Origin of the sequence: Gordonia sp. SGD-V-85 (assembly GCF_001456905.1) — a bacterium.
GTDB classification, from domain to species: Bacteria; Actinomycetota; Actinomycetes; order Mycobacteriales; family Mycobacteriaceae; genus Gordonia; species Gordonia hongkongensis.
This window is the reverse complement of sequence record NZ_LNQO01000027.1, coordinates 36,958-61,215: the sequence shown is the minus strand read 5'-3', so window position 1 is coordinate 61,215 and position 24,258 is coordinate 36,958. Positions and strand designations below refer to the sequence as shown.

Genomic DNA, 24,258 nt, shown 5'->3' with positions numbered 1-24,258 from the left:
AACCCGGAAGCTAAGCCCTCCAGCGCCAATGGTACTGCACCCTAATCAGTGTGGGAGAGTAGGACACCGCCGAACACAATTTCAGAAAGGCCCCGCAACCCTCGTGGTTGCGGGGCCTTTCTCATTGGTGATCAGCTCAGGTGGTGGACGTCCGCCAAGCCGTATACGGGCGTGGGGATTCCTTCATATCGCGCCTTCAGCTGTAGGGCGAGATACAGCGAATAGTGGCGCGACTGGTGCAGATTTCCGCCGTGGAACCACAGGCCCGGTTGCTGGGTGGGCTTCCACATGTTCCGCTGTTCGCCCTCCCAGGGGCCCGGGTCCTTGGTCGTTTCGGAACCGAGTCCCCACACCTTTCCGACACGGTCGGCGACCTCCTGTCCCATGAGGTCGGCGGCCCAGCCGTTCATCGATCCGTACCCCGTGGCGTAGACGACCACGTCGGCGTCGATCTCGGTCCCGTCGGCGAGCACCACCGAATTCTCGGTGAGGTGGTCCAATTGACCGTGGACCAGCTTGATCGTTCCGTCGGCGATGAGTTCGCTCGCGCCCACGTCGATGTAGTAGCCGGACCCGCGGCGTAGGTACTTCATGAAGAGTCCGGAGTCGTCGTCGCCGAAGTCGAGCTCGAAGCCGGCCGCCTCGAGTCGTTCGTAGAATTCCTTGTCCTGTTCGCGGATCTGGTCATACACGGGTACCTGGAACTGGTGCATGATCCGGTAGGGCAACGAGGCGAAGGTGAGATCGGCCTTCTTGGTCGTCATCCCGGAGGCGACCGCCTCCTCGCTGTACAGGGAACCGAGGGCGATCGACCGCAGCGAGTCGGATTTCACGATGTGGGTCGAGGAGCGCTGCACCATCGTGGCGTCGACGCCGTTGTCCACCAGCGCCTTGCAGATGTCGTGCGCGGAGTTGTTGGAGCCGATGACGACGACCTTCTTGCCGAGGTAGCCGTCCGGTCCGGGATGTGCGCTCGAGTGGTGTTGCTCGCCGGCGAACACATCCTGCCCGGGGACCGAAGGGACGGCAGGTTTGCCGGACATCCCGGTCGCGAGGACCAGCTGCGTCGGATGGAGCGTGAGGCGCTCACCGTCCCGGTCGACCTCAACCGTCCACCGTGACTCGGCCTCGTCGTACTCGGCGGACAGACACGTCGTCTTACTCCAGTACGGAACCTCCATGACCTTGGTGTAGAACTCGAGCCAGTCGCCGATCTTGTCCTTGGGTGCGAAGACCGGCCAGTTGTCGGGGAACGGCAGGTAGGGGAGATGGTCGTACCAAACCGGGTCGTGCAGGCACAGCGACTTGTAGCGTTTGCGCCACTGGTCCCCGGGACGGTCATGGCGATCGACGACGACCGACGGCACGCCGAGCTGGCGGAGTCGTGCGCCGAGCGCGATACCGCCCTGCCCGCCGCCGATCACGAGCACGTACGGTTGCGCCGACCGTCCGAGCGACAATTCCTCGTCGGCCTTCTTCTCCGCCCAGGAACGGGTGTCGGGATCTGAACCGTGCACCGCCCCGAGCGGTCGATTCGGGCCGGCCGACTCCTCGTGTCCCTTCAGTTCCTGCATCGTCGTCAGCAGCGTCCAGGCCTTGTCCTCCCCGGCGTCGCGCCCGCCACCGTCGGTGCCGTCGTCGTCGCGACGGATGCGCAGGTGTCCCTCACACCGCCCGACGGCGGTCTCGAACGCGATGAACGCCGAGACGACACCGTCCCCGTCGTCGGTAGCCGGTTCGGTGGTGGTGAAGTTCGATGGCCGGGTGTCGGCGAGACGCGCGGTCAGCATGTCGGCGATCTGCTCGTGGCCCTCCACCGTCTTGATGTTCCAGGTGAATGCGGTCAGGTCGCGCCAGTAGCTGTCGGTCAGAAACGCGTTCGTCGCGCGGGCGATGTCATGTGCGGCGAGTGCGGATTCGAACTCACGCAGCCAGGCGTCCATCCGCTCCTGCGGGGTGCGGTCGAGATGGACCAGCGGTTCCAATGTCTGAGTCATGATGCCTCCTCGAGATGTGCCCCGCGAACGTGATGTGGAACACAGCGGGTTGTGGACAGCAGACGCCCTGGCGCCGGGTGGCGGCAAGGGTTGCAGGGGGTTGCGAGGGCCGGGGTACGTTGTCGTTGTCTGTGACGTGACGCACAATCGAAGAGATGAACGCTTACGAGTCGGCCTCCGAGCTGGAGCCCGCGGTGCACGCCGGCGACGATCCGCGCGAGTTCGCGTCCGTTCTCAGCGCGGTTCACGACGCGGCGATGTCGGGCGGGCGCATGCCGGCGCGTCCGCGGAGCGTCATCGACGACTCGTGGCAGCGACTCCGGCGTGCCGGTCTCGACCCGGACGTGGACTGTGCCGGGGAACGGACGCTTCAGCTCGAGGAGCTCGAGGAACGCCGCCGACGCTCCGGCCTGGCGGAGGTCGTGGACGAGCTGGCACGTGGCCTCGACTCGCTGATCGCCGATGGCGACAACATCCTGGTCGTCTCGGATGCCGATGGGCACGTGCTATGGCGGAGCGGATCGTCGAGGGTGCTCACGCGCGCGGACACCCTCGGGTTCGTCGAGGGTGCCGACTGGGCCGAGGGCTCGGTGGGGACCAACGCGATCGGTACGGCACTGATGTCAGGTCGTTCGGTGCAGGTGTTCTCGGCCGAGCACTTCGTGCGCAGTCATCATTCGTGGACCTGTACCGGTGCACCGATCAAGGACCCGCGGACCGGTGAGATGTTGGGGGTGGTCGATGTGAGTGGTCCGGCCGCCACCATCCATCCGACCACCTTGGCGCTGGTGCATGCGGTCGCCCGGCTGGCCGAATCGCAACTACGCGAGAGCCATCACCGACGACTCGATTCGTTGCGGGCGGTGGCCGCGCCGATCCTCGCCCGCATGCCCGGCCCAGCGTTGGCGGTCGACACCGACGGGTGGGTCGCCGCCGTCGACACCGTGTCTCCGCGATCGCGACTGATCCTGCCACCGCGGCTCGGCCCCGGCCGGATCTTCGTGAATGCGCTGGGGGAGTGCGACGTCGAGGCGTTGCCCGGCGGATGGTTGGTGCGCGTCGCGGAGACCTCGGACGTATCCACCACACGGGTGATCGTGCGGGTACCGCCGGACGCGTCGGGTGTCCGAAACGTCGAGGTCACTGTCGAAGGCGCGAGCGGTGCCTGGACCCATCGCTGTTCGCCCCGGCACGGCGAGATCCTCACCCTCCTGGCGCGACGGCCCGGCGGCGTCACCGCGGCCCAGATGTCGATGCACCTGTTCGGCGTCGACGACCGGACGGTCACCGTGCGGGCCGAGATGTCCCGTCTGCGCAAGCACTTCGGTGGTCTGCTCGTGGCGGGCCCGTACCGGTTCGTCGACGGGGTCGACGTCGAGGTGCTCGCCCCCGAGGCCACCGTGCACGACTGATCTACACGGGCTCAGTCGTACTCGGCGACCACGAGCCCACGGTCGAAGGCGTACACGATCGCCGCCGCCCGGTCGCGGAGGTCGAGCTTCGTGAAGATGTGATTGATGTGGCTCTTCACGGTCACCTGCGAGATGCCGAGGGCCGCACCGATTTCCGCGTTGGTGCGGCCGCGGGCGATCAGGCGGAGGACATCGGTCTCGCGGTCGGTGAGCCCGGGCACGGTGCTCACCTGCTCACGCCCCGACCGTCGGAAGCCGTGGAGAACGCGTTCGGTCACCGCCGGGTCGAGGAAAGCGCCGTCGCGAACCACCGCGCGGACCGCCCAGATGAGCGCCTCGGCCGGCGAATCCTTGAGGATGAATCCGGCAGCTCCGGCGCGCAGCGCGCGGGACAACAGGGCGTCGTCGTCGAAGGTGGTCAGGATCAGCACCGGCGGCGGCTCCCGCAGGGTGCGGACCATCGTGGTGGCGGTGATGCCGTCGACGTCGCGCATCCGCAGATCCATCAGGACGATGTCGGGCCGGTGCTCGGCGATCCCCGCGAGGACTCCGGAACCGTCCGCGCATTCACCCACGATGTCGAAGCCGTCGCGCAGGCGCAGGATGCGACGCAGGCCCGTACGGATGAGCTCCTGGTCGTCGACGAGGAGAACCCGGATCGGGTCGGCCGCGGGATCGGTGGGTGCGGTCGTCGTCATGCGGGCACCCCCGCGGTGAGCGGTCGCGACGGCAGCGTCGCGTGGACCGACCAGGTGCCTGCGCGATGCGCTGTCCGGAGCGTGCCGCCGAGCAGTGCCGCGCGCTGGGTCATTCCCTCGATACCGGTGCCGTCGCATTCTCGAGGCCGATCCTCGGTCGCCGGGTTCTCGACCGTGAGAGCCACTGCATCGGCCACCGACACCGAGACCGAGGCCTGCTTGGCCACCGAGTGTTTGACGACGTTGGCCAGGGACTCCTGGGTGATCCGATACAGCGCCGCACCGACCGGACGTGGCAGCTCGGTGAGGTCGCCGACGAGGCTGAAGTCGATGTCGACGCCGGCCTTGCGGTAGTCCTCGACGAGCCGGACGAGGTCTCCGGCGCCCGGTGACGGGGCCGTCGTTCCCGTCGGCTCGGTCGTCCCCAGTACGTGGACGATGGTGCGGATCTCGGTCATTGCCTGTCGGCCTTGGCGTTCGGCGTCGGAGAGTGCCTCCAGTGCCTCCTCGATGTCACGATCCTGTTCGAGCACGCGACGGGCGCCGGTGACGTTGAGCATGGTGATCGACAGGGAATGCGCGATGACATCGTGGATCTCGCGGGCGATCCGCTGTCGTTCGTCACTCGCGGCGCGGTCGGCACGCTCGGCGAGCACCCGGGCCCGATTGTCGGCCAGACGCTTCTGGATCAGCATCATGTAGCCGATCAGCCAACCGCACGCGACGCCGAGCGCGTAGATGGCCGGTGACTCGAGACCGCCGACGGCGCCGAACCACACGATGACGGCGAGGCAGGCCGCCGTCACGATCAGTCCGGCGGGAAGGGGATACATCGCGGCGGCGATCGCCGCCACCAGGACGAGTTGGAGGGGGGCGGCGTCGGTGGGCGTCGGGACCATGAGGAAGCAGACCGTACTGGTGATCACGGCAGAGCACGGGTACGAGGTCGGCGGCAGGGTCAGGTCGAGCACCAGCGAGAGCACGGCGAGGACCAGCGCCGCGATCACCCACCCGATCTGATCGAACGGGAAACGTTGTGCCGTCGACACCAGGGTGACCACGACGCTCGACGACAGGATCACCGCGGGGTACAGCGGCGGGTAGTCGCCGCCCGCCCGTTCGATCCGCCGGCGCAGCCCCGCGCCCATCTCCGCTGTGAAGCCCGTCACCGTTCCAGGATAGTTCCGCAGAACTGCCGAACGTCCGCCTCACGGTGGATTCGGCTGTCCACCCTGGGGTGGAGAACCGGTCAACCCGCGGGATGGCGACTCGGGACGATGGTCTCCATAGCGTTGTGAGCAGCCGATATCGCCGACCGAGGAGGACATCATGAGCACGCTGCGGACACGACCCCGGCGCTGGGAGCGCCTCGGGACCCGACGAGTGCCGACAGATCCCGCCCTGGCCGGGCCGATCGACGCGCGCGGCGTACCGGTGAAGAGCCACGCGGGGTTCGGCCGTCCGGTCGTCGTCGGAGTCGACGGGAGTGACGCCTCACTGCGTGCGGTGAAGGTCGCCGTTCGACTGCTCGGCGATTCCGGCGACCTGATCCTGATCTGCGCCACGCGGCGTCGTCGGAAAGAAGCGAGCACCACGCTCCACGACGCCCTCAAGGACGAGGCCTATCTGCTCTCCGGTCAGGCGGGAGTCGACGAGACCCTGCGGACCGCCGCCGAACTCGCGAGGTGGCATGGTGCACGGACGGTGTCGACCATGAGCGAGGTCGGCGACCCGACGACGGTCCTGCACCGGGCAGCCCGACGGGTGGAGGCCGGCGCCGTCGTCATCGGTACCGGTGGGACACGTCCGGGCTGGACCGCCCGACGTCTCGCCGGACGACTCGACGCCGACGTCACCCTGATCGTCACCGACGGGTCGGTCCATCTGCGCCGTCGGGCTGCGCGGGTCGATGATGTCCGCGACACCACCTGGACCTTCCCCTGGCCGGCGCCCGCACCGCGACCCGCGTAGCAACGGCCGCGTGACACGATGTGCAGATGCACATCACCGACGAGTCGAGGCTGCGGGAGATCGTCGGCCATCCGATGGAGATCATCCGCGACAAGGCGCGGAACTCACTCGCCGCCGTCGACCGGGAATGGCTCGCGGAGTCGCCGATGGTGTTCCTGGCGACGGCCGACGAACTCGGACGGATCGACGTGTCGCCCAAGGGCGACCCGGCCGGCAAGGTCGTCCACGTCATCGACGACCGGCACATCGCGATACCCGAGCGGCCGGGCAACCGTCGTGTCGACGGCTACGTGAACATACTCCGGAACCCCAATGCGGGCACCATCTTCGTCGTACCCGGTCGCGGGGACACGCTGCGGATCAACGGCCGCGCCCGCATCGTCGAGGACGCCGACTACTTCGACGACCTCACGGTCAGCGGTAAGCGGCCGATCCTCGCGGTGGAGATCACCGTCGACGAGGTGTTCTACCACTGTCCCAAGGCGTTTCTCCGGTCCGATCTGTGGAAGCCGGACTCATGGCGACCCGACGCGCTGCCCTCGGTCGCGGAGATCACCCGGCGCGTGATGCCCGAAGCGGGCAACGAACGGTTCACCGAGGACAGCTTCCGTCCGTACCTCTACTGACCCGCCGGCGGTGCGGGCGCGGGATCGAACACGGTGTCCCCGGTCACCCCGATACCCTCGAAGGGCGATGCGGCACCGACGACACCGGTGCCCTCACCGACGACGGCGAAGGGATGGCCATGGGCCGGTACATTGAAGCGTTCACACGGGCAGCCGACGATCGGGAGGCTTTCTGGCTCGACGCCGCCACCGGCGTCGAATGGATCACCCCACCCACCTCCGCGCTCGACGACTCTGCCGCCCCGCTCTACCGCTGGTTCCCGGACGCGACCCTGAACACCTGTGCCAACACCCTCGATCGCCACGTGTCGGCGGGGCACGGCGACCGGACCGCGCTGATCTGGGACTCGGCGATGGTGGGCGAGGTCCGTCGGTACTCCTACGCCGAACTGCTCGACGAGGTCTCGCGATTCGCCGGTGTCCTCACCGGGCAGGGGATCGGTTACGGAGATCGCGTGGTGATCTACATGCCGATGATTCCCGAGGCGGCCGTCGCGATGCTGGCGTGCGCGCGGATCGGCGCGGTGCACTCGGTGGTCTTCGGCGGTTTCGCCGCCCGTGAGCTCGCGACCCGTATCGACGACGCCGAGCCCGTCGCCGTCCTCACCGCCTCGGGCGGTCTGGAACCGGGCCGGGTCGTCGAGTATCTGCCGATGGTGGCCAAGGCCATCGAGTTGTCGGCGACGCCCCCGCGCGTCGTCATCGTCAAGGACCGTCCCGAGATCGGCGGTGTCGCAGCGGATCACGAGGGTTGGCTCGACTGGGACGACGTGCTCGCCGGTGCCGATCCGGTCGAGCCGGTCGCGGTCAAGGCTACCGATCCGCTGTACATCCTCTACACCTCGGGGACCACCGGGAAGCCCAAGGGCGTCGTCCGCGACAACGGCGGGCATGCGGTGGCCCTGACATGGTCGATGGCGAACATCTACGACATCGCCGCCGGCGACGTGTGGTGGACCGCCTCGGATGTCGGGTGGGTCGTCGGACACTCCTACATCGTGTACGGGCCCCTCCTCGTCGGAGCGACGTCGGTGATGTACGAGGGCAAGCCGGTCGGTACCCCGGACGCGGGCGCGTTCTGGCGTGTCATCGGCGAACACGGGGTGAAGGCGTTGTTCACCGCACCCACCGCGATCCGCGCCATCCGCAAGGCGGACCCGGACGCCACCGAACTGAGCAAGTACGACGTGTCCTCGCTCGAGACGTTGTTCGCAGCGGGCGAGCGACTCGACCCGGACACGTTCACGTGGGCATCGGAGGTGCTCGGTGTCCCGGTCGTGGACCACTGGTGGCAGACCGAGACCGGTTGGGCGATTGCGGCGAATCTCCGTGGCCTGGAACCGATGCCGATCAAGGCGGGCTCGCCGACGGTCCCCGTTCCCGGCTACCGCGTGGGGGTCGTCGACGCCGAGGGCAATTCGCTGGGCCCGGACGAGGAGGGCAACATCGTCATCGGTCTGCCGCTGCCGCCCGGAACCCTCGCCGGGTTGTGGCGCGACGAGGAGCGGTACCGCAAGTCGTATCTGTCGGCGTTCGACGGCTTCTACCTGACCGGCGACTCCGGTTACGTCGATGCCGACGGTTACGTGTTCGTTCTCGGCCGGTCCGACGACGTGATCAACGTTGCCGGACACCGGCTCTCGACGGGCAGTATCGAGGCAGTGGTGGCGTCGCACCCGGCGGTGGCCGAGTGCGCGGTCATCGGGATCCACGACGAACTGAAGGGCCAGCGTCCCAGCGGATACGTGGTGCTCAAGTCCGGCGTCGACATCGACGCCGAGACACTGCGCACCGAACTCGTGGCCATGGTGCGCGGCGAGATCGGGGCCGTCGCGACGTTCCGCGACGTGACGGTGGTGCCGGCGCTGCCGAAGACGCGGTCGGGCAAGATCCTCCGGAAGACCATGCGGCAAATCGCCGACCACGAGGAGTACACCGTGCCCTCCACCATCGAGGACCCCGATGTCCTGACCGCGCTGGCCGCACAACTCGAGGGCTGAGTCGATGCTCGATGGTGTGCTTCGCACCGCGATCCGGCTGGTGCCGTTCGTCGGGCTGGTCGGCACGATCATCACCACGATCGTCGACGCGTCGACCCCGGGTGGTGACCTGGGCCGGGATCTGCTCGAGAACTCAGTGCTGTGGATGATCGGTGTCCAGGGATGGATGACCGGGTGCGGACACATGTTCTTCGGCGAGCCGATCGCCGAGTCGATCGGGTGGCCCCCGAAGACGCCGTGGCAATGGGAGGTCGGGCTCGCCAGCCTGGCGACGGGTGTCTTGGGCGTGATCGCATCGGGTTTCGGTGACGAGTTCACCCTCGCCACCATCATCGCGTTCTCGGTGTTCTACCTGGGCGCCGCGGTCGGGCACGTACGGGAGATGGTGACCCGGCGGAACTTCAAGGCGGGCAACGCCGGTCCCATCTTCTTCTTCGACGTGCTGGTACCGATCTACCTGATCGTGTTGTACGTGTCGGTCACGTAGCGGAGACTTGGCGCGTGCACCGAGACGAGCACCGCGAACTCCCGGTCGATCCGGACGAACGCCCTGTGCATCTGCGCCTGCAGGCCGTCGCCTGGGTGTTCGCCGGCGGGATTCTCGGCACCGGGCTCCGGCTGTGGGCCGAGAACTCGTTCCCGGCCGTCGAAGGGCAGTGGCCCTGGGCCACTTTCGGGGTGAACGTCGCCGGCGCGTTCGTGCTGGGAGCGTTGCTCGAGTTGCTGATGCGTTCGGGACCCGACGGCGGATGGCGCCAGCGCATCCGTCTCTTCGGCGGCACCGGCATCTGTGGGGCGCTGACCACCTACAGCACCTTCGCGCTGGAGATCACCGAACTGACACGGGCTTCGGCGGTCGTGACCGCAACCATGTATGCGGTGCTGAGCGTGGTGCTGGGGGTTCTCGCGGCGGGTTGCGGGATCGCAGTCGCATCGACGATCGCCGGGCGGAGGGAACGATCGTGATCGCGTTCGCCGTGATGGTGGCGGGAGCGCTCGGTGCCGTCACCCGGTTCGTCGTCGACGGAGCTATTCGACACCGATGGCCGTCGACGACGCCCTGGGGCACCTTCGCGATCAACGTCAGCGGGTCGGCACTGCTGGGTGTGCTCGCCGGTCTCGTCGTCTTCCACGGGGCGCCGCACGACTGGCAGCTGGTCCTCGGGACCGGATTCTGCGGTGGCTACACGACTTTCAGCACGGCTGCGTTCGAGACGGTGCGGCTGGGGCAGCAGGAGGACAGGTGGCGGTCCGCCGCGTACGCCGTCGGAACGCTCGTCGCGTCGGTGTTCGCGTGCGCGGCCGCCGTGTGGGTCGTGTGGCTCGTCTGATCGCCGGCCCACGAACGACTCGGCCCCGCGACGGAAGCTCCGTCGCGGGGCCGAGAGGCGTTGTGTCAGATGATCACTTGAGTTCGGCGCTGCTCTTGTTCAGCACACGCCGGGCGATGATCAGATTCTGGATCTGCTGCGTCCCCTCGAAGATGTCGAGGATCTTGGAGTCGCGCGCCCACTTCTCCACCAGCAACCGCTCCGAGTAGCCGAGGGTGCCGGTGAGTTCGACGACCTTGTTGGTGACGTCGGTGGCGGTGCGGCCTGCCTTCGCCTTGGACATCGACGCCTCGGTCGAGTTCGGCTGCTTGTTGTCGGCCATCCAGGCGGCCCGCATGGTGTGCAGGTACGCGGCCTCGAAATCAGCCTCCATGCGCAGGAATTCGGCAGCGGCGGCGTGCTGGTCGGCGGCAGGCCGATCGTAGTCGACCTCGATGCCGGCCTCGTCGAGGATCGCGCGCAGTTCCTCGAGCGCGGCACGGGTCACGCCGACGGCCATGCCGGCCACCAGCGGACGGGTGTTGTCGAAGGTCTGCATGACCCCGCCGAAACCCTTCTTGGTGTCGACCTCGGGTGAGCCGAGCAGGTTCTCCTTCGGAATCCGGCAGTTCTCGAAGCGGATCGCCGCCGTGTCGGAGACCTTGATACCCAGCTTGTGCTCGAGGCGTTCGACGGTGACACCCGGATGGGTACGCGGCACCACGAAGCTCTTGATGGCGGCGCGGCCGGCACTCTTGTCGACGGTCGCCCAGACGACGATGTGGGTGGCGCGCGATCCCGCTGTCACGTAGATCTTCTCGCCGTTGATGACGTACTCGTCGCCGTCGAGGGTGGCGGTGGTCGAGACGGCGGCCGAGTCGGAGCCGAACCCGGGCTCGGTGATGGCCATGGCTGCCCACACCTTGCCGAAGCGCTCGAGCTGCTCGTCGGTCGCGACAGCGGCGATCGCCGAGTTCCCCAGTCCCTGATAGGGAATCGAGAGCATGAGGCCGACATCGCCCCAGGACGTCTCCATCACGTTGACGACGGACTGCATGTTGCCGCCGTTGACCACGGCGCCCTCGGGCTTGGGCTTGTCTTTCTTCTGTTGGCTACGTCCGCCGTCGGCGCCCGCACCGGCCTGTCCGGTCTCGGACAGACCGTCGTACAGGCTGGCGAGGGTGTCGAGCTCGACGGGGTAGTCGTGCTCGCGCAGGTCGTACTTGCGCGAGATGGGCCGGAAGATCTCCGCGGCCGCCTGATGGGCCTGGTCGACGGTGACGCGCAGCTTCTTCGGGAGTTCGAGATTGATGCTCATGAGAGGTTCTTTCGCTACGTTCGCAAAACGCGGTCAGAGGACGACGATGCCTTCGCCGATGCCGGCACCGCGGAGATCGCGGTACCACCGCTCGACGGGGTGTTCCTTGGTGAAGCCGTGGCCGCCGAGTAGCTGGACGCCGTCGAGGCCGATCTGCAGCCCCTTGTCGATGGTCAGCTTGCGCGCCAGTGCGGCTTCGCGGGCGAAGGACAGACCCTGCTCGGCGCGCGCGGCACCGCGCAGCGTGACGAGGCGGATCGAGTCGACCTCGGTCGCCATCGTGGCGACCATGAAGGCCACCGCCTGACGGTTGGAGATCGGCTCGCCGAACGCCTCGCGCTCGTTCACATAGGGGATGACGTAGTCGAGGACGGCGCGCGCGGTGCCCGCGGCCAGCGCCGACCAGCCCAGCCGGGACAGGCGAACGACGTCGCGGTACGCCGACGTCGCGGCGTCGGCCTCGCCGCCGATGATGGCGGTCGCCGGTACGGCGACGTCCTGCAGCAACAGACGACCCATGCCCGCGGCGCGCACGCCCATGCCCGGATCGGCCTCGACGATCAGGCCCTTGCTGTCGGATTCGACGATGAAGAGGGCCGGCTTGCCGTCGAGCTGGGCGCCGACGATGAACAGTTCCGACGAGCCGGCGGCCGGGACGAAGGACTTGACACCGTTGAGGCGGAACCCGCTCGGCACGCGAGTTGCCTTGGTGCTCAGCGAGAAGGCGTCGAACAGCGGACGCGGCTCGGCGATGACGACCGCGGACTGGGGCACGTTTTCCCCGGCGAAGTCGGGCAGGTAGGTGCGCTGCTGCTCGTCGGTGCCGAAGTTGGTCAGGGTGGTGGCCACGCCACTCGGCGCGAGGAGCGGAAGCGCCAGGCCCATGTCGCCGTAGGCCATCGCCTCGGCGACGAGCGCGTTGGTCACGACCCCGCGCTCGGAGGCGGCGCCCTCGAACTCCTCGGGGACGTTGATCATGGTGATGCCGAGCTCGGCAGACCGCTTGACCAGGTCTTCGGGGGCCGCCGCGGCGGCGTCGGCATCGTGTGCCGCCGGACGCAGGAGCTCGGTGGCGAACTCCTTCACCGTCTCGGCGATCATCTGCTGTTCGTCGTCGGGGGTGAGGTTGAAGTAGTCCTTGGGCGTGCTGGTGAGACGCTTGGCCTGGCCGGAGCCGCCGCCCTGAGCGGCCTTGAACGCGCGGTTCGCCGCCCCGAGGGTCTGGAAACCGGTCTTGGTGCCCTGGTAGGCGATGCGGTTGATCGGTTCGCGGATCTTGTACTTCTCGGCGAACTCGGAGCCCGTCACCGTGGTCAGTACGCGCATCGCGGTGCCGATGAAGTTGCGCGGGTGCGGGTTTCGGCCGACTGCGGAGGTGTCGCGCGGTTCGGTGTGGGTTGTCATGATCACCAGCCGTTTCTTTCCAGTCGCCCCGGTGGGGGTCTGTGCGTGGATCCACGTGTGGGTGGAGGGTCGATGCGACCTATCTTACTCGGTAGTAAGTCCATACCTTACTTCGGAGTAAGAAGTTTGTCACGCACTTGTCCGACACCGCCTTTCCGCACACCCGCTACGCTGGCCGCATGACCCTCGATCACCGCCGCGAACAGGGCTTATCGGGCACCCAGGTGGTGGGCGCGACGACCGTCGCGGTGGTCGGTGCCGCCGCGCTCGGCGCCGCGTGTGTGTTCAGTCCGAGTGGTGTGGAGAGCGGACCGCCGCTGTGTCCGTTCGCGGTGATGACCGGCCTTCCGTGTCCCGGCTGCGGACTCACCCGGAGCTGGGTTGCGTTCATGCACGGCGACGTCGGTTCCGCGTTCACCTTCAATGCCTTCGGGCCGGTGTTCCTGGTGCTGACCGCGGTGACCGTCGTCGCGGCGACGGTCACCCTGGTGCGCCGTCGCGGGGCACCGCTCGCCGGCTGGCGCGACCGCGTGCTCGGACCCGTCGGTGCCGTCCTGCTGGGGGTGTGGCTGACCTACGGTTTCGTGCGAATCCTCGACGCCGCGTTCGGGTGGGGGTTCTTCCCGGTCGTCGTGTGAACGGGCACAGTGGAGTCATGCAGATCACCCACTTCGGCCATTCCTGTCTGCTCGTCGAGATCGACGGGACCAAGGTGCTCTTCGATCCGGGGAATTTCTCGCACGGGTTCGACGGCATCGACGATCTCGACGCGATCCTGATCACCCACCAGCACCCTGACCACTGCGACGTCGCGAAGCTGCCCGAGCTCGTCGCCGCGAACCCCGACGCGATCCTCTACGCCGATCCCCAGACGACCAAGCAGCTCAACGACGACGACGTGGCCGGCGCGTGGACGGCCGCCCGCAGCGGCGACCAGATCGAGATCGGTTCGCTCACCGCGCGTTTCACCGGCGGCCGGCATGCCGTCATCCATCCCGAGATCCCGGTCATCGACAACGTCGCCTATGTCCTCGGGACCGCCGACCAGCCGGGCCAATTCATGCATCCGGGGGACTCGTTTTACATTCCGTTCGAGCATGTCGATGTTCTCGCGCTGCCGTCGGCCGCGCCGTGGATGAAACTCAGCGAATCGGTCGACTACCTCCGGGCGATGGCGCCGCGCGTCGCCGTCCCCATCCATCAGGCGGTCCTGTCCGACGCCGGCAGCGGCATCCACTACGGGCGACTCGCGGACATGAAGGACGACGCGACCGAGTTCACGGTGCTGGAAAAGGAGAGCGCCGCGCAGGTGTGAGGGGCCGGGAGGTGGCTTCGACTCGGTTCGTCGCTGCGCTCCTCACCGGCTCAACCAGCGAGGGGGGCCTGCGAGCGGGCTCCCTCCGGTCCCTGAGGAGCGAGCTTGCGAGCGTGCTCCCTCCGGTCCCTGAGGAGCGAGCTCGCGAGCGTCACGAAGGGTCGACGCGCAGCGCCCCCAGCACCTCGTCGTGCAGCAGTCCGTTGCTGGCGATCGCACTGCCGCCGGCGGGTCCGGGCGTGCCGTCGAGGGCGGTGAAGCGTCCGCCCGCCTCGCGGACCAGGATGTCGAGCGGCGCCAGGTCCCACAGCGAGACCTCGGGTTCGGCGGTCACGTCGACCGCACCCTCGGCGACGAGGCAGTAGTTGAAGAAGTCGCCGTAGCCGCGCACGCGCCACACCCGGTCGGTGAGGTCGATGAATTTCTCGCGGATGCCGCGATCGGCCCAGCCGGACAGGCTCGAGAACGCGAGGCTGGCCGACCCGAGGTCGGCCACTCCCGACACCGACAGGCGTCGGACATCCTCGTCGTCGAAACGCACGTGCGCACCGAGACCTGTTGCCGCCCACCAGCGTCGGCGAAGTGCCGGTGCCGAGACAACCCCGACCGTGGGCACGCCGTCGATGAGGAGCGCGATCAGCGTGGCCCATACCGGGACGCCGCGGACGAAGTTCTTGGTCCCGTCGATGGGATCGACGACCCACTGCCGCCCGGAGAGCACGGCGTCGCCGCCGAACTCCTCGCCGAGCACGGTGTCGGCGGGGCGACGGGCCGAAAGGCGTTCGCGGATCAGGGTTTCGCACGCCAGGTCGGCATCGGACACCGGTGTGAGGTCCGGCTTGTCGTCCACCTTCAGGTCCACGGCGCCGAAGCGGTCCATGGTGAGTGCGTCGGCGGAGTCGGCGAGGGAGAGTGCGAGCTCGAGGTCGTCGCTGAACGTCGTCGGACCGGGAGGGACGGACATGCCCGGTAGGGTAGCTGTCATGGTGCTGACCGTGACGTTCACCCTGTTGATCGCGGCTCTCGTGGTGGTGCTGGTGGTGCAGTGGCAGCGCGGCCGCAATCCGCAGCCGATGTCGGCGGCCAAGGCCTCCCAGTTCGTACAGGGCACGTTCACGGTCGTCGGGGTCTCCGACCGCGACGACGAGCCGACCAAGAGCGCGGCCGACAAGGACGGAAACCGGTTCTGCACCATCTCCGGGACGATCGTCGGTCCCGAGACCAGTCCGACCGAGGTGTACGGGACGCTCGTGCTGGGCGCGGGCGACCCCTGGCCCCAGGTCGGCGACGATCTGCCGGTCCTCTACAAACCGCAGAAGGCCGCGACGTCGTGGCGGTTCGGGGTGATGCCCGAAGCCGGTCCCGGCCCTCTGTAGATCCGCCGGGCGCTGACGCGCCCGACTGTCGGTACTCTGGATAACCGTGCATCCCGACGTGACCGCAGACCTCGACTCCCTCGACGCCACCTTGACCACCGTGGAGAAGGTGCTCGATCTCGAGGAGCTGCGTCGTCGCATCGACGAGCTCGAGATGCAGGCGTCGGACCCGGACCTCTGGAACGACCAGGACCACGCCCAGAAGGTGACCAGCGAGCTCTCGCACGCGCAGTCGGAGTTCCGCAGGGTCTCCGAGTTGCGCCAGCGCCTCGAGGATCTCCCCGTTCTCTACGAACTCGCCGAGGCCGAAGAGGGTGACGACAAGACGGCTGCGCTGGCCGACGCCGATGCCGAACGTGAGAGCCTGCGGACCGACATCGAGGCGATGGAGGTCAAGACGATGCTCGCCGGCGAGTACGACTCGCGCGACGCCGTCGTGAACATCCGTTCCGGCGCGGGCGGCGTCGACGCGGCGGACTGGGCGCAGATGCTGATGCGCATGTACATCCGGTGGGCCGAGCAGAAGGGCTATGGCGTCGAGGTCTACGACACCTCCTACGCCGAAGAAGCGGGCCTCAAGAGCGCGACGTTCGCGGTGAAGGCCCCGTACATGTACGGCACGCTGTCGGTCGAGCAGGGCACCCACCGGCTCGTGCGTATCAGCCCGTTCGACAACCAGAGCCGCCGTCAGACATCGTTCGCCGAGGTCGAGGTGCTGCCCGTGGTGGAGACCACCGACCACATCGACGTCGACGAGAACGACATCAAGGTGGACGTGTACCGCTCGTCGGGCCCCGGCGGGCAGTCGGTCAACACGACCGACTCCGCGGTCCGGCTGACCCACATCCCCACCGGCATCGTCGTGACCTGTCAGAACGAGAAGAGCCAGCTGCAGAACAAGGCGTCAGCGATGCGCGTGCTGCAGGCCAAGCTGCTCGACCGCAAGCGCCAGGAGGAGCGCGCCGAACTCGACGCACTGAAGGGTGACGGCGGTTCGAGCTGGGGCAACCAGATGCGCTCCTACGTGCTGCACCCGTATCAGATGGTGAAGGACCTGCGGACCGGCGTCGAGGACAACAATCCGACGTCGGTGCTCGACGGGGAGCTGGACAAGTTCATCGAGGCCGGGATCCGCTGGCGGATGGCGACCGCCGAAGCGTGATGCGCGATCCCGGAGTCCTGCTGCTCGCCGCGCCGCCGAGCCCGACCGAGGTCTTGATCGGTCGGGTATATGTGTGGATGGCCACCAACGGCTTGGAGATCCTCATCTGGATCCTGGGCGCGGTGCTGCTCGCCCGATTGATCCGGTGGGGCGCCGACAAGTACGCCTCCCGTGTGGACTCGCGGTTCTCCACCAGCGACCTCATCGTCCAGACCGAGGACGCCAAACACCGTCGCGCTCTGGTCGACGTGGTGGCGTGGACGCTGATCGTGGTGATCGCGATCATCGTGATCATCCACACGCTGTCGGTGTTCGGAATCCCGTTGAGCGGGTTGACCGGCCCCACCGCGGTGATCGGTGCCGCCCTCGGCTTCGGTGCGCAGCGCATCGTGCAGGACATCCTCGCCGGCTTCTTCGTCGTTGCGGAGAAGCAGTACGGCTACGGCGACGTCGTCAACCTGACGGTGACGGGCAACGCGCCTGCCGAGGGCACAGTCGAGGACGTGACGCTGCGGGTGACCAAACTGCGCACCGCCGAGGGCGAGGTCATCACCGTCCCCAACGGCCAGATCGTCAAGGCCACCAACCTTTCGAAGGACTGGGCGCGCGCGGTCGTCGACGTCCCGGTCCCGTCCGAAGCCGACATCGGGCTCGTCAACGACACGCTCGACCGGGTGGGCCGGGAGTTCTACGCCCTGCCCCGGTGGCACGACCTGCTTCTCGACGCACCGTCGTCCCTCGGTGTCATCAGCCTCGAGCTCGACGCCATCACGGTGCGCATGGTCACTCGTACGCTTCCGGGCAAGCAGTTCGAGGTCGGGCGCGCGCTGCGTGTCCACATCATCCGAGCGCTGGCGCGTGAAGGTATCAATGTGCCCGCCCGCGAGGTCCGGTCCGCGGGTGGGCCGCCGGCGACACACGCCGATCAGGGCAATCGGGACGGGGGAGACTGATGGCTGAGACACCGAATTCCCCGCGCCGGAACGAGCCGGCTGGGGACAGGCCTGACGAGAGCCTGCCCCACGACGAGCAGCCCGGCGAGGGTGGGCCTGGTAGAGACATCCCCGCCGACGACGCCCCGACACAGATCATCCCGACGCAGGGCATCCCCCCCGAGGCCCCACCGCCGCAGCAGTCGCCGGACGAGTCCGACGGCAAGCGAGGGCACGACTGGCGGCACATCGCCCGCACCCGGATGCGGACCAGCACCGCGATCTTGGTTACGGTCTTCCTCGCCTGTTGCGTGCTGTACGGATACACCTCGCAGCGCTACGGTGTGGTGTACTCACCGGCACGGCCCGCGCCGACGACATCGCAGACGGTCGAACCGACGTACGAGCCGCCACCGTCGACGTCGTCATCCACGACCACCACCTCGACGGAACCGTCGACGACCGACTCGACCAGTGGCGTCGAGGGTACGGACGGCTCGTCGACGGACGGGGCCCCGGCGCCCGCGCCCGGTACGAGCCGCGAGACCATCCCGGGTCTGCCCAACATCCCGCTCCCGAATTTCGGCGGACAGACGCCGACCACCACGGTCCCGACACGCTGAACCGGCGGGGAATTCGCTGGTCAGGCGGGTGGCTGAGCTGGGGCGTCGTGCCTGAACGCACTCTCAGGAGTCGTCGTTACACTGGCACATCGTGATCAAGCTGGAGAACGTCACGATGCAGTACAAGGCGTCCAGTCGACCCGCTCTGCGAGATCTGAGCTTCGAGGTCGACAAGGGGGAGTTCGCGTTCCTGATCGGTCCGTCGGGATCAGGTAAGTCGACGTTCTTCCGTCTGCTCCTCAAGGAGGACCGCCCGACGAGCGGCGAGGTGTACCTCGGGGAGTTCCACGTCAACAGACTGAAGGCGCGCAGCGTGCCGAAGCTGCGGCAGTCGATCGGGTGTGTGTTCCAGGACTTCCGTCTGCTCCAGAAGAAGACGGTGGCCGAGAACGTCGCGTTCGCGCTCGAGGTGATCGGTCGGCCTCGCTCCACCATCCAGCGGGTGGTGCCGGAGGTGCTCGAGTACGTCGGCCTGGAAGGCAAGCACGATCGCATGCCGAACGAGTTGTCCGGCGGCGAGATGCAGCGCGTGGCCATCGCCCGCGCCATCGTGAACCGTCCGCTGGTGCTCCTGGCCGACGAGCCCACCGGCAACCTCGATCCCGAGACCAGCGAGGAGATCGTCGACGTCCTCGACCGGGTCAACCGCCGCGGCACCACGGTGGTGATGGCCACCCACGACCGCCACATCGTCGACGCGATGCGACGACGGGTTCTCGAGTTCGACAGCGGCCAACTCGTCCGCAACGACCCGCAGGGCGTGTACGGAATCGGCTGACGCGCAGCCCGACCCGACACACTTCCCCGAGACCCAAGGACTGTCTGAGCAGACATGCGAGCGAATTTCATCATCAGCGAGGTTCTCCACGGACTCCGCCGCAACGCGACCATGACCATCGCGATGATCATCACCACCGCGATCACGCTGGGAATGTTCGGCGGTGGGCTCCTGGTGATCCAGATGGCGGACAAGAGTCAGCAGATCTTCCTCGACCGGGTGGAGATGGAGTTCTATCTCAATCCCGAGGTGACCGAGCGTGATCCGCAGTGCGAGTCCGACCCGTGCGCCCAACTTCGCCGCGGGCTCGAGAACGAACCCGGCGTCACCTCGGTGACCTACCTCGACAAGGACGAGGCCTTCAAACGCGCGAAGGAGATCTTCGCGAACAACCCCGATCTCGCCGAGAACATCGTCGAGGGCACGTTGCCGGCCTCGCTGCGTGTGCGGGTGTCCGATCCCGGCCAGTTCGATGCGGTGCTCACCAAGTACGCGACGCGGAAAGACCTGGGGGTGGACGCCTTCAAGGACGACCGCAAGCTCGTGCAGCGGATCTTCAGTGTCCTCGACGGCGTCCGCAACGCGACCTTCGCCATCGCTTCGGTCCTGGCGATCGCCGCCATCCTGTTGATCATCAACACGGTTCAGGTCGCGGCGTTCACCAGACGGACCGAGGTGTCGATCATGCGCCTCGTCGGCGCGACCCGCTGGTACACCCAGTTGCCGTTCCTGCTCGAGGCGGTGGTGTCGGCCTTCGTCGGCTCGATGCTGGCCATCGGCGGTCTGCTGCTGGCCAAGAAGTTCTTCTTCGACAACGCGTTACGCGAGCTGTACGGGGTCAGCTTCTTCGCCCGGATCGAGCTGACCGACGTACTGTTCGTCGCACCGTGGCTGGTGCTCGGCGGAATTGTGTTGGCGGGTGCGACCGCGTATGTCACGCTTCGTGTCTATGTCCGGGAATGATCGGTCCGTCGGGGCGGTTCGGATTGTCGGCGATCAGCAACCGGTCGGTCACCAACAGGGCGATCGACCACACTACGAGGAGGTGAGTGCATGCCGAAGGAAAAAGGACGCAATGTGATCGCGTCCAACCGCAAGGCGCGGCACAACTACGCCATCCTCGACGTCTACGAGGCCGGCGTCGTCCTGGTCGGCACCGAGGTGAAAAGCCTGCGGGCGGGCAAGGCCTCGCTGGTCGACGCGTTCGCGACGATCGACGACGGCGAGGTGTGGCTTCATGCCCTGCACATCGCCGAGTACGGCAACGGCTCCTGGACCAACCACTCGGTCCGCCGCAAGCGCAAACTGCTGATGCACCGACGCGAGATCGACAACCTCGTCGGCAAGATCCGCGACGGCAACCTCACGCTGGTGCCGCTGTCGATGTACTTCAACGACGGCAAGGTGAAGGTCGAGCTCGCGCTGGCCCGCGGCAAGCAGGCGCACGACAAGCGCCAGGACATCGCCAAGCGGACCGCCCAGCGTGAGGTCGAACGTGAGGTCGGCCGCCGCGTGAAGGGCATGGGCTGACTCACGCGCCGGTGTCGGCCTGACCCTGTTGCTCAGTCGGCGTTCCCGGCGACGTGTTCGGTCCGTTCTGGTCGTCGGACTCGGAGCCGCTCTCACCGTCCTGGTTCTGTCGGCCCGGCAGGCCGCCCATCCCGGGCCCACCCATCTGCGGTCCACCCATCTGTGGTCCACCCATCTGGGGACCGCCACCCATTCCGGGCCCGTTGCCGCCCTGCTGCCAGACGGCGGCCGGCGACGGCCGCTCGGGCGTCGTGTTGTCCCCGGTGATGTAGCCGGCGCCGAAGCCGAGTGCGCCCGCGACGATGGCCAGCCCGGCTGCACCGGCGATCAGGGCCGACCGGGCCGGCGCGGTCTTCGGGGTTACCGGGCGCGGTTCGCCGACCGGGCCGCGTGAATCGGGTGAGTCGCCCGCGCCGATGGACTCATGGGAGTTCGCTCCCGGGGTCGGCGCCGGGCTGATCGGCGTGGTCGCGGCGTCGTCAGATGTCGTGGGTGCCGGCGGGGCCGGGGAGGTGCTGTCGGGGTCGTGTCCGCCAGGGGTCGGGGGCGTCATGTCGGTCTCGCTCTCGTCGGTCGGCCGAGTCCGTCCTCGGCTCACGAGGTCTCCACGATCCCGGCGGTGTCTTGGTCGACGCTGTCGGTCAGCTGTGAATGCGCTGGTGATCGCGGCGAACGGTAGCCGACCGGTAATGGGAATGAACTCTGAGTGACGAGTTGTTAGACTGAAGTGCTCGCTGACATCCGTCGGCGGCAACCTACTCGGGGCTGATCGGTTTCGACTTCGTGCGTCGAGATAGGGGAAGCGTGTCGGTGCAGGCTGGAGACCACCGTGAGCGTCGCAGCAACCAATTAAGCGCCGATTCCAATCAGCGCGACTACGCCCTCGCTGCCTGAGTAGCGCCGGCTAGTCTGTCGGCCCGGGTTATGCTCCCAGACCCGGTTGCCGGCATCATCCATGGGAGCTCACCGTCCTCGCCGGTCGCGGGTGAGGTCGGAACATCAAACAGCGACTGGGATCGTCATCTCGGCTTGTTCGCGTGACCGAGAGATCCGAGTAGAGACATAGCGGACTGCACACGGAGAAGCCCTAACAACACGACGGAGGACCCGGGTTCAATTCCCGGCAGCTCCACGAGAAGGCGCCCCACCGGACTCGGTGGGGCGCCTTTCGTTTCGCGCCGGCCGGTTCGCTAACCGGTACTCAACGCATCGAGCGTCGCGCTCTCGCGATGCTTGCGTCGTTTGGTGACGACGCCGTGGGTCGGGCTGAACAGGTAGACACCGAAGAACGCGATGCCCTGGACGAGGACGACCATCCCGCCGGGGGAGGTGTCCTGGTAGTAGGAGACGTAGAGGCCGATGACCCCGCAGATCGCCGAGATCGCGGGCGCGATGACGAGCATCCGGCCGAAGCGATCGGTGAGCAGTCGGGCCGTCGCGCCGGGGATGATGAGCATCGCGACCACGAGCACGATGCCGACCACCTGCAGCGCGGTCACCGCGGTGAGGGCGAGCAGCGCGAGAAGGGCCGCGCCGAGCAGTTTCGGGCTGAGTCCGATCGCGAAGGCGTGCGTGCGGTCGAAGGCGTAGAGGGTGAAGTCGCGTCTCTTGAGCAGCAGCAAGGTCGCCACGATCGCACCCAGGATCGCGATCTGCACGAGATCCGACGTCGAGACACCCAGGAGGTTGCCGAAGATGATGTGGTTCAGGTCGGTCTGGCTCGGCGTCACCGAGATCAGCACCAGGCCGAAGGCGAAGAGGGTGGTGAAGACGATGCCGATGGCGGCGTCCTCCTTGACCCGGCCGCCGTCGCGGACAGCGCCGATCAGTGCCACCGCCAGGAAGCCGAAGATCACCGCGCCGATGGCGAACGGCACGCCGACGATGTAGGCGAGGACCACGCCCGGCAGCACCGCGTGCGAGACCGCGTCACCCATCAGCGACCAGCCGATCAGCACGAGCCAGCACGACAACAACGCGCACACGACCGAGGCGATCAGCGTCGCCCACAGGGCACGCGTCATGAACGCGTAGGCGAACGGGTCGAGAAGGATGTCGACGATGTTCACGAGACCTCCTCGTGGCGATCGGTGGTGAGGCGTTCGGAGTCGAGGCGTTCAGACGTCGGCCGGGCGAGTGGATCGAGGCCGAACGCGCGGACGAGGTTGTCGGTGGTGATCACCTCGGTCGGCGCGCCCTGCGCGATCACGCGGCGCATCAGCAGGATCGCCTCGTCGGCCAGCTCGGGCAGGACCTGGAGATCGTGCGTGGACACCAGGATCGTCGTCCCGGCATCGGCGAGTTCGCGTAGCAGTGCGGTGATGGTCCCCTCGGTGCGTTTGTCGACGCCGGCGAACGGTTCGTCGAGCAGCAGGATCTCGGCCTCCTGCGCGATGCCGCGGGCCACGAAGGCCCGCTTGCGCTGCCCGCCGGACAACTGGCCGATCTGGCGGTCGGCGAAGTCGGTGAGCTCGACGCGTGCGAGGGCTTCGTCGACGGCGTCGTGGTCGGCCCGCTTGGGGCGGCGCGTGAACCCGAGATGGCCGTAGCGACCCGTCATCACGACGTCACGGACCGACACCGGGAAGCTCCAGTCGATGTCCTCGGACTGCGGCACGTAACCGAGCGCGCCGGCTCGACGCGCCGCGGTGGGGGTCCGGCCGCCGAGCCGGACCGTGCCGGTCGTCGGGGTCACCGACCCCACGATCGTCTTGAACAGCGTCGACTTGCCCGATCCGTTCATCCCGACGAGGCCGCACACCTGGCCGGACGGTACTCGTACCGACGCGTGGTCGAGCGCGAGGATGTCGCCGTACCGCACGGTCACGTCCGTCACCTCGATGGCGGAACCGGTTGTCGCTGAGACGTTCACGTGTTGCTCCCGGTCAGGCCCGACACGATGGTCGCGACGTCGTGGCGGATGAGGTCGAGATAGGTGGGTACGGGGCCGTCGGCCTCGGAGAGCGAGTCGACGTACAGGGTGCCGCCGAACCGAGCGTCGGTCGCGTTCACGACCTGTCGCATCGGGGCGTCGGAGACCGTGGACTCGCAGAAGACCCCCGGAACGCGGTTCGCCCGGACGAAGTCGATCGTCTCGGCGACCTGCTGCGGCGTCGCCTGCTGCTCGGCGTTGACCGGCCAGATGTAGCGCTCGACGAGTCCGGCGTCGTGGGCGAGATACGAGAAGGCACCTTCGCAGGTGACGAGGGCCCGCTCGTTGGCGGGTAGTCCGGCGAGTGCGGAGGTGAGATCGGTCTGTACCTGCTGGAGCTGCCGCTTGTACGCGGTCGCGTTCGATTCGAAGGTGCCGGCGCCGTCGGGGTCGAGCTCGGTGAACGCGCGCACCATGTTGTCGACATAGATCTGCACATTCACCGGACTCATCCACGCATGCGGATTGGGCTTGCCCGCATAGGCATCCGACGCGATGTCGATCGGTTCGACACCCTCGCTGACAACGACGTGCCGGACGTCGAGGCCGTCGACGAACTGGGCGAACCAGGCTTCGAGATTGAGACCGTTGTCGAGGACGAGCGACGCGGTCGCGGCCCGACGGATGTCGCCGGGAGTCGGCTCGTAGCCGTGGATCTCGGCACCCGGCTTGGTGATCGACTCCACCTGCAGACGGTCGCCGGCGACCTCCGAGGCGATGTCGGCGAGCACGGTGAACGTGGTGAGCACGACCTTCTCATCGGGCAGCCGACTCGACAGCGTGCATCCCGCGAGGATCGTGCACACGGCAGCAAGCAGTGCCCCGACGGTGACGAACCGGCGACGCACGAGCTTGGGCATGCCGACACTATAGT

At 67.6% G+C, this 24,258-nt stretch carries 26 protein-coding genes and 1 other RNA gene; 17 read left to right on the top strand and 10 right to left on the bottom strand.

Annotated features, from left to right (window positions below; genetic code table 11):
* Positions 1-131: 131 nt before the first annotated feature.
* Positions 132-1,997 carry a flavin-containing monooxygenase gene (locus tag AS181_RS22315; protein ID WP_058253681.1) on the bottom strand — a complete coding sequence of 622 codons (1,866 nt, stop codon included), beginning with the start codon at positions 1,995-1,997 and terminating at the stop codon, positions 132-134.
* A 155-nt stretch (positions 1,998-2,152) separates the two neighbouring features.
* Between AS181_RS22315 and AS181_RS22310 the strand changes: the two genes are divergently transcribed.
* Positions 2,153-3,409, top strand: a complete 1,257-nt coding sequence (locus AS181_RS22310; RefSeq protein ID WP_058253680.1) for a helix-turn-helix domain-containing protein — start codon at positions 2,153-2,155, stop codon at positions 3,407-3,409.
* A gap of 11 nt (positions 3,410-3,420) precedes the next feature.
* On the opposite strand, the gene AS181_RS22305 is transcribed toward AS181_RS22310, so the two are convergent.
* Together AS181_RS22305 and AS181_RS22300 are read right to left on the bottom strand one after the other, a co-directional pair.
* Positions 3,421-4,107, bottom strand: a complete 687-nt coding sequence (locus AS181_RS22305) for a response regulator (protein WP_058253679.1) — start codon at positions 4,105-4,107, stop codon at positions 3,421-3,423.
* A complete protein-coding gene (locus AS181_RS22300) occupies positions 4,104-5,276 on the bottom strand; it encodes a sensor histidine kinase (protein ID WP_231742661.1) in 1,173 nt (390 codons plus the stop codon). The genes AS181_RS22305 and AS181_RS22300 overlap by 4 nt, the downstream gene beginning before the upstream one ends.
* Before the next feature lie 160 nt (positions 5,277-5,436).
* Between AS181_RS22300 and AS181_RS22295 the strand changes: the two genes are divergently transcribed.
* The 6 genes from AS181_RS22295 to crcB all read left to right on the top strand — a co-directional run bounded on the left by AS181_RS22295 (position 5,437) and on the right by crcB (position 10,035).
* Positions 5,437-6,078: a universal stress protein gene (locus AS181_RS22295; RefSeq protein WP_058253677.1), complete on the top strand. Its 642-nt coding sequence runs from the start codon at positions 5,437-5,439 to the stop codon at positions 6,076-6,078.
* 26 nt (positions 6,079-6,104) lie between these two features.
* A complete protein-coding gene (locus AS181_RS22290) occupies positions 6,105-6,704 on the top strand; it encodes an MSMEG_1061 family FMN-dependent PPOX-type flavoprotein (RefSeq protein WP_058253689.1) in 600 nt (199 codons plus the stop codon).
* 119 nt (positions 6,705-6,823) lie between these two features.
* Positions 6,824-8,704 carry a propionyl-CoA synthetase gene (locus AS181_RS22285; RefSeq protein WP_058253688.1) on the top strand — a complete coding sequence of 627 codons (1,881 nt, stop codon included), beginning with the start codon at positions 6,824-6,826 and terminating at the stop codon, positions 8,702-8,704.
* A 4-nt stretch (positions 8,705-8,708) separates the two neighbouring features.
* Positions 8,709-9,191 (top strand): DUF6790 family protein, encoded by a 483-nt coding sequence (locus AS181_RS22280; protein ID WP_058253676.1) that lies wholly within the window; start codon positions 8,709-8,711, stop codon positions 9,189-9,191.
* A 14-nt stretch (positions 9,192-9,205) separates the two neighbouring features.
* Complete coding sequence (locus AS181_RS22275) at positions 9,206-9,670, top strand: fluoride efflux transporter FluC (RefSeq protein ID WP_058253675.1); 465 nt, start codon at positions 9,206-9,208, stop codon at positions 9,668-9,670.
* Positions 9,667-10,035, top strand: a complete 369-nt coding sequence (gene crcB, locus AS181_RS22270) for a fluoride efflux transporter CrcB (RefSeq protein WP_175404384.1) — start codon at positions 9,667-9,669, stop codon at positions 10,033-10,035. Before AS181_RS22275 ends, crcB begins: the two co-directional genes overlap by 4 nt.
* 73 nt (positions 10,036-10,108) lie before the next feature.
* On the opposite strand, the gene AS181_RS22265 is transcribed toward crcB, so the two are convergent.
* Both AS181_RS22265 and AS181_RS22260 read right to left on the bottom strand, forming a co-directional pair.
* Positions 10,109-11,332 carry an acyl-CoA dehydrogenase family protein gene (locus AS181_RS22265; protein WP_058253674.1) on the bottom strand — a complete coding sequence of 408 codons (1,224 nt, stop codon included), beginning with the start codon at positions 11,330-11,332 and terminating at the stop codon, positions 10,109-10,111.
* Positions 11,333-11,365: 33 nt separating this feature from the next.
* Positions 11,366-12,736, bottom strand: a complete 1,371-nt coding sequence (locus AS181_RS22260; RefSeq protein ID WP_058253686.1) for an acyl-CoA dehydrogenase family protein — start codon at positions 12,734-12,736, stop codon at positions 11,366-11,368.
* 179 nt (positions 12,737-12,915) lie between these two features.
* Here AS181_RS22260 and AS181_RS22255 point away from each other — a divergent pair, with 179 nt between their 5' ends.
* Positions 12,916-13,374: a DUF2752 domain-containing protein gene (locus tag AS181_RS22255; RefSeq protein ID WP_058253673.1), complete on the top strand. Its 459-nt coding sequence runs from the start codon at positions 12,916-12,918 to the stop codon at positions 13,372-13,374.
* Positions 13,375-13,391: 17 nt separating this feature from the next.
* Positions 13,392-14,051 (top strand): MBL fold metallo-hydrolase, encoded by a 660-nt coding sequence (locus AS181_RS22250; protein WP_058253672.1) that lies wholly within the window; start codon positions 13,392-13,394, stop codon positions 14,049-14,051.
* 151 nt (positions 14,052-14,202) lie between these two features.
* Here AS181_RS22250 and hisN read toward each other — a convergent pair whose 3' ends face one another.
* Positions 14,203-15,015 carry a histidinol-phosphatase gene (hisN, locus tag AS181_RS22245; protein WP_058253671.1) on the bottom strand — a complete coding sequence of 271 codons (813 nt, stop codon included), beginning with the start codon at positions 15,013-15,015 and terminating at the stop codon, positions 14,203-14,205.
* Positions 15,016-15,034: 19 nt separating this feature from the next.
* Here hisN and AS181_RS22240 point away from each other — a divergent pair, with 19 nt between their 5' ends.
* From AS181_RS22240 to smpB, 7 genes are all read left to right on the top strand, one after another.
* Positions 15,035-15,427: a hypothetical protein gene (locus AS181_RS22240; protein WP_058253670.1), complete on the top strand. Its 393-nt coding sequence runs from the start codon at positions 15,035-15,037 to the stop codon at positions 15,425-15,427.
* 46 nt (positions 15,428-15,473) lie between these two features.
* Positions 15,474-16,589 (top strand): peptide chain release factor 2, encoded by a 1,116-nt coding sequence (gene prfB, locus AS181_RS22235; protein WP_058253669.1) that lies wholly within the window; start codon positions 15,474-15,476, stop codon positions 16,587-16,589.
* The gene (locus tag AS181_RS22230; protein ID WP_058253685.1) at positions 16,589-17,542 is read left to right on the top strand and encodes a mechanosensitive ion channel family protein; all 954 of its coding nucleotides are present in this window, start codon (positions 16,589-16,591) and stop codon (positions 17,540-17,542) included. The genes prfB and AS181_RS22230 overlap by 1 nt, the downstream gene beginning before the upstream one ends.
* Positions 17,542-18,144, top strand: a complete 603-nt coding sequence (locus AS181_RS24760; RefSeq protein ID WP_078113715.1) for a hypothetical protein — start codon at positions 17,542-17,544, stop codon at positions 18,142-18,144. The genes AS181_RS22230 and AS181_RS24760 overlap by 1 nt, the downstream gene beginning before the upstream one ends.
* A gap of 91 nt (positions 18,145-18,235) precedes the next feature.
* Positions 18,236-18,922 (top strand): cell division ATP-binding protein FtsE, encoded by a 687-nt coding sequence (gene ftsE / locus AS181_RS22220; protein ID WP_058253667.1) that lies wholly within the window; start codon positions 18,236-18,238, stop codon positions 18,920-18,922.
* A 54-nt stretch (positions 18,923-18,976) separates the two neighbouring features.
* On the top strand, positions 18,977-19,885 hold the full coding sequence (gene ftsX / locus AS181_RS22215) for a permease-like cell division protein FtsX (RefSeq protein ID WP_058253666.1): 909 nt from the start codon (positions 18,977-18,979) through the stop codon (positions 19,883-19,885).
* Between the two features lie 90 nt (positions 19,886-19,975).
* On the top strand, positions 19,976-20,452 hold the full coding sequence (gene smpB / locus AS181_RS22210) for an SsrA-binding protein SmpB (RefSeq protein WP_058253665.1): 477 nt from the start codon (positions 19,976-19,978) through the stop codon (positions 20,450-20,452).
* A 1-nt stretch (position 20,453) separates the two neighbouring features.
* Here smpB and AS181_RS22205 read toward each other — a convergent pair whose 3' ends face one another.
* Positions 20,454-21,005 carry a hypothetical protein gene (locus tag AS181_RS22205; RefSeq protein ID WP_139114259.1) on the bottom strand — a complete coding sequence of 184 codons (552 nt, stop codon included), beginning with the start codon at positions 21,003-21,005 and terminating at the stop codon, positions 20,454-20,456.
* 208 nt (positions 21,006-21,213) lie between these two features.
* On the opposite strand from AS181_RS22205, the gene ssrA reads away from it, so the two are divergent.
* Positions 21,214-21,587, top strand: a transfer-messenger RNA (tmRNA) gene (gene ssrA / locus AS181_RS24755).
* A 55-nt stretch (positions 21,588-21,642) separates the two neighbouring features.
* Here the strand turns inward: ssrA and AS181_RS22200 are convergent.
* Genes AS181_RS22200 through AS181_RS22190 form a run of 3 tightly spaced genes read right to left on the bottom strand, consistent with a single transcriptional unit; the run spans position 21,643 to position 24,244 of the window.
* A complete protein-coding gene (locus AS181_RS22200; protein ID WP_058253663.1) occupies positions 21,643-22,521 on the bottom strand; it encodes a metal ABC transporter permease in 879 nt (292 codons plus the stop codon).
* Positions 22,518-23,324 (bottom strand): metal ABC transporter ATP-binding protein, encoded by an 807-nt coding sequence (locus AS181_RS22195; protein ID WP_058253662.1) that lies wholly within the window; start codon positions 23,322-23,324, stop codon positions 22,518-22,520. Before AS181_RS22195 ends, AS181_RS22200 begins: the two co-directional genes overlap by 4 nt.
* Positions 23,321-24,244, bottom strand: coding sequence for a metal ABC transporter substrate-binding protein (locus AS181_RS22190; protein ID WP_058253661.1), 924 nt, complete (start codon positions 24,242-24,244; stop codon positions 23,321-23,323). Before AS181_RS22190 ends, AS181_RS22195 begins: the two co-directional genes overlap by 4 nt.
* Positions 24,245-24,258: the final 14 nt, after the last annotated feature.